Below are 4,399 nucleotides of genomic sequence, written 5' to 3'. Positions count from 1 at the left end.
TTTGCTGCGGTCGGCGTCGCGCTCGACTGGGATATAACCGAGGGGTTCACCTTCCTTCAGGGGGCTGGCGCTTTCGACGAAGTAGCCATCGGGCGGAACTGGGAGAACGCCGCCGCGCTGACTCATCTCTGGCGACCGGGCGGGCTTGAGAACCGGCAAATTGCCATTCCATCAATCATTGTCTTTGAGCGGGAGATACTCAAGGACAGTGGGATCTCGGCATCAGAGCCGGTATACATGTTTGAGGCCGCGGGGGCGCCTGCGCTGGCCGAGTGGGTAGCGGCAGGGTTGCCACTAGAGTAGCGGCATAACTCGTGCTTGCAGGCCGACGCCGGGCTCAGCGGTTTTGCCTCGTCCGGGCGCCGCGCCTACCTTGCTTCGTCCTACCGCTTCGCAGCCCAGCGCCGCTGAGGCACCTTCTGTTATGCGGCAGGCGTAACCGAAGTCACAACTTCTCGTACTTAGGGGTCAACTCACGACGCCACTCGCCTTGTTTGGCATTCTGCCGAAATTCCATCTAGTAAAACCAATGAGAAAATTTCTTTCTGCGCTTGCCTTGTTTGGAATTTACAGCTCTCTGTCAGGCTGCGACCAAATTGGCACTAGTACATCCAACTCTCTCATCGTCGGTGAGACGTCTATCCAAAATACCAGGGGTCAAGTTTTGCTCCAGGTAAAAGATGGTGACATACTGAATAACAGAGGTCAAGTCATCGGATCCGTTTCAGGCGGCTATGTCGTAAACACTCAAGGCCAACGCCTCGCTCAGGGTAGGGATGGGACAGTTCGCACGCGCAGTGGAACAGTCGTGTTGACGCTCGAAGGCAATATGCTGAAAGGTGTTGACGGAGAGCTAATCGCTACCGCAGTCGGTGGGACACCTGACGAGTGGGCAGCAGCGGCAGCAGCATACTTCGAGTTCGTGCTATCACCATGAGCCGCATAACTTGCCGCTGCACGCCGACAGCACGCTTGCGCCTTGCCTCGTTTGGCCGACGGCGGTTAGCATAACGTCGTCGCTCGTCTTGACATCGTCGGTGCCGCGGGTGAGCGGCCCTCTGTCATACAGCCCTCGCAATGAAGCCATCAGAGTTCGAGGAACGAGTCGAGGCGTTGTTCGGAGGTCGGATCGCCCGAGTCCGGTACCACGAGATCGACTACCTCGGTCTTGATGGTGAGCCGCTGGCGGTCCCGGCGTGGAACGGCTCGCCTGACTTCGACTCGCTCGATTACGGGTTCGAGCTCACGATGGACGACGGCAGGACATACCACGTGACGTGGGGGGCGGAGTTCGCGCAGTACGGCGTCACGGCGCAGGCGAAACCGTTGCACGACGTGAGCGCCAACCGGGTGTGGGACGTGTCCGCCGCCAGTCGGTGGGCGCTGTTGCTCGGCAAGCAGATCGTGGCCGCGGACGTGTTCTGGAGTTGGTTCGAGTTGGCAGACGGGTCGCAGAGAACCGAGTACCCACAGGACATCCGGCTGACGTTCGAGGACGACTCCGTCGTCTACGTCTCAGCGTACGAGGTTCGGGAGGGCGGCTTCCGCATGGGCATGATGGACCACATCACGGTGTTCTTCGACGAGGGCGCAGCAGAGTCTCACCAGATCGGCCCCTTCGCCTCAGACCACCGGGCTGTATAACCCGCGGCTGGTATTAACTGGAAGTCAAGGGGTCGGCGTCGATTCCGGTCGATTCGGGCAGGTCGGACCGAGAGGTGTAGACGAGGGGATGGATGAGACGCGCCGTCCCTAGCCCACCGCTGAGGTGCGGCGGACGATCGGTGAGCGCGTCACCCCGGTCGGTCGCGAGCGATGCTGGCCGGGATCGGTCGTCTCAGCGCACCGGCGGAGCCGGAGGTGAGCGACGAGAAACATCCCGTATCGGCTCTGCGAGGCGGAGGGTGCCGCCGAGGGACGAGCTGGCTCGACAGGGCCGAGGCGCTCCATGGTGCAAGGCGAAGCTCTCAGCGGACCGGGTCCACGAGGGACCGAGATCCACGAGGCTTGACAGGCAGTTGTCGGTCCTCTCGAGCTCAGCCACGAGCACCGCGAGCCGGTCGGAGAGCACGGCCGCGACGGCGGGCGGTGGCGCCGAGCGGACCGACTCCGTGGCGGCGGTCAAGAGCCGCTCGCCAGTGACGGTCTTGACGCCTGGCACCCGGCGGCGAAGCATCGCCAGAAGCCGCGCCTGGCCAAGCTTCACGAGTCGATGCGGGCACATAAGACGCTCGTGCAGCAGCACCCGGCCGGTCTTGGAGAACGTGAAGGCGAGAGGTCGGCCGTAGTCCGGGAAGAGATCGCGGAGCGTGGCCTGGAGACGGGTGCGAATGGCGCTCGCGACCAGGATCTCGTCGTCGTGGAACGCGGTCAGGTGGCGCAGCAGCACGTAGGGCTCCGGCAAGTCCCGGTGGCACTGGGTCTTACCCATCTCTGCGGCCAAGTGGATCACGCGGGCGTCCTTGCGGTCGGTCTTGGCCGTGTCGAGGCTCTCTAGCGTCGTCAGCTTGCCGACCTGCTCCGGGCTCACGAGCGCGGTCTCGTGCCCGGCGCGGCGTGCTACGGTGAGCAGCGTCTGCTCGTAGCCGCCAGTCGACTCGCAGAGCACGCGGACACCGGCGAGCCCGTGGTCGGCCGCGAGCGCTGCGGCCTCGCGGAGTGCGCGCTCGACGGCCTCGGTGCGATTGGCGACGACGTCCTCGGCGACGACCTCGCGGTGTCCAGACTCGAAGCGGCTGAAGAGGTGGAGCGTGTCCTTGGAGACGTCGGCGGCGAGCAGGAGCACGGGACGGGCCTTGTCGGGAGCGGCTGTGGTGCGGATCTTCATGGCGGGCCTCAGCGACAGATTGGAGGGGGTGTAGTGACTCCGGAAGGTCTGTCGTCCGGGGTCTCCTCGTCTGCGGCTAATGGTATGGTGCACGCCGACGGCACCCGGTAGCTCTTGCTCGGCCTGCCGTCGGCGGCTACTCTCCCATCTTGCTCGCCGACGGCGCATCGTGTGCCGCGGGTGAGCGGCTGTCTGTCCGCTGTACTACGAACGGTGAAGGCAACCGGGAGGCCGGGAAGGCGTTCGGACGTAAACATCCCGCCTGCCCTGATGCTCCGTACCGTTGAAGCCGTCGTCGAGAACGATGGGAGCCTCCGACTCCTTGAAGACGTGGAGTTACGAGCGGGCGAGCGCGCCCTCGTGACGATCTTGGGAGCCGACGACCCTCAAGAGACGGCGCTTCTCAGCGAAGCCGCATTAGCGAGCGATTGGAACCGGGAGGAGGAAGACGCCGCGTGGGCTCACCTCCAGTGACGCGCGGCTCCGTTGTCCTCGTTCGGTTCCCGTTCTCCGACCTCTCGTCCTCGAAGCGGCGGCCTGCCGTCGTTCTCGCTGACGCGGGGCGCGGGGACTACGTGCTGGTGCAGGTGACCAGCAGGTCGTACTCCGACCCTAATGCGGTCGAACTGACTGAGCAAAGCTTCGCGCGAGGTGGGCTTCGGCTGACGAGTTATGCCCGGCCGGGGAAGTTGTTTACCGCTAACGACTCCCTCATCGTACGAGAAATGGGTGTTCTCGATGACTCTACGCTTAGCAAGTTGGTTGAGGCCGTCATTGAGTTGCTTGGCGGGTAAGTGCCTAGGTACAGCGAACCCGCCGCTGCAAGCCTCCCGCGGACAAAGTCCGCGCTCGGCTTCACCTCTGTAGCGCTCCCACCTCAGCAAAGGAGCAAGCCGTCCTCGAGGACGGCCAAAGCACAACTCCCAGGCCCACGTCCTCGAGGACGCACTGTCCAAGACAGAGACTTGCATAGTGATAGGAGATCCTATACGTTTACGAGCACACTTCGCACGTCCTCGATGTCTGACGTCGCCTCTGCCCCACAATACGGACGGTTCAAAAGGTCGCTGGTCGAGCGAAACGCGTTCAGCGGATGGGTTTTGGTCTCGTGCGGCGCGTTGATCGCGATCGTCACCGCCTTCGACCTTGCTATCGGCTCCGACTACGTGAGTTGGTGGGGAGGCCCATCGGGTCTGGGCATGGTCGTGGTCGGCATCGCCACGTTGCTCCCCGTTACGTCTCGCCGTGTCCGGTTCACCCTAATGGGCATCGGGTTCGCTCTGTCAATCCTGGGACTGGTCGTCGTATTCCGTTAGCCAACCGCAACGCCGACCTCGAGGTCGAGAACACCGCCCCGGTTAGCCATCGTCCTCGAGGCCGCGCATCGACCTCGAGAGCCGTCAGGCCGGCGCAGCCAACGAGACCGACCTACGCGTAGATGCCGCGCATGCGGAGCGCGCCGGCCACCTTCTCGATCGCGATCACATAGGCTCCGATCCGCATCGACGTGTCGTAGCGCTCGGCCGCGTCGTAGACCCGGTCGAAGGCCGTCCGCATCATGCGGTCCAGGCG

General features: G+C 63.7%; 8 protein-coding genes. 6 read left to right on the top strand and 2 right to left on the bottom strand.

Annotated features, from left to right (window positions below; all coding sequences use genetic code 11):
• From WBA11_RS11075 to WBA11_RS11065, 3 genes are all read left to right on the top strand, one after another.
• On the top strand, positions 1-303 hold a 303-nt coding region (locus WBA11_RS11075; RefSeq protein ID WP_424520747.1), incomplete at its 5' end, for a hypothetical protein.
• A gap of 226 nt (positions 304-529) precedes the next feature.
• Positions 530-937 (top strand): 5-fold beta-flower protein, encoded by a 408-nt coding sequence (locus WBA11_RS11070; protein ID WP_424520749.1) that lies wholly within the window; start codon positions 530-532, stop codon positions 935-937.
• A 140-nt stretch (positions 938-1,077) separates the two neighbouring features.
• A complete protein-coding gene (locus tag WBA11_RS11065; protein ID WP_424520746.1) occupies positions 1,078-1,644 on the top strand; it encodes a hypothetical protein in 567 nt (188 codons plus the stop codon).
• 193 nt (positions 1,645-1,837) lie between these two features.
• Here the strand turns inward: WBA11_RS11065 and WBA11_RS11060 are convergent, their stop codons facing one another.
• Positions 1,838-2,827 carry an IS110 family transposase gene (locus tag WBA11_RS11060; protein ID WP_424520745.1) on the bottom strand — a complete coding sequence of 330 codons (990 nt, stop codon included), beginning with the start codon at positions 2,825-2,827 and terminating at the stop codon, positions 1,838-1,840.
• Positions 2,828-3,007: 180 nt separating this feature from the next.
• Between WBA11_RS11060 and WBA11_RS11055 the strand changes: the two genes are divergently transcribed.
• The 3 genes from WBA11_RS11055 (at position 3,008) to WBA11_RS11045 (ending at position 4,143) form a co-directional block, all read left to right on the top strand.
• Positions 3,008-3,301 (top strand): antitoxin family protein, encoded by a 294-nt coding sequence (locus WBA11_RS11055; protein WP_424520744.1) that lies wholly within the window; start codon positions 3,008-3,010, stop codon positions 3,299-3,301.
• On the top strand, positions 3,283-3,621 hold the full coding sequence (locus WBA11_RS11050; RefSeq protein WP_424520743.1) for a type II toxin-antitoxin system PemK/MazF family toxin: 339 nt from the start codon (positions 3,283-3,285) through the stop codon (positions 3,619-3,621). Before WBA11_RS11055 ends, WBA11_RS11050 begins: the two co-directional genes overlap by 19 nt.
• A gap of 225 nt (positions 3,622-3,846) precedes the next feature.
• Entirely contained in the window at positions 3,847-4,143 is a 297-nt protein-coding gene (locus tag WBA11_RS11045; protein WP_424520742.1) for a hypothetical protein, read from the top strand.
• Between the two features lie 112 nt (positions 4,144-4,255).
• On the opposite strand, the gene WBA11_RS11040 is transcribed toward WBA11_RS11045, so the two are convergent.
• Positions 4,256-4,387: a hypothetical protein gene (locus WBA11_RS11040; RefSeq protein ID WP_424520748.1), complete on the bottom strand. Its 132-nt coding sequence runs from the start codon at positions 4,385-4,387 to the stop codon at positions 4,256-4,258.
• Between the last annotated feature and the right edge of the window lie 12 nt (positions 4,388-4,399).

It is taken from the genome of Rubrivirga sp., from assembly GCF_049648075.1.
GTDB lineage: Bacteria > Bacteroidota > Rhodothermia > Rhodothermales > Rubricoccaceae > Rubrivirga.
Note: the sequence above shows the minus strand (reverse complement) of the source record. Positions and strands in the feature narration are given on the sequence as shown.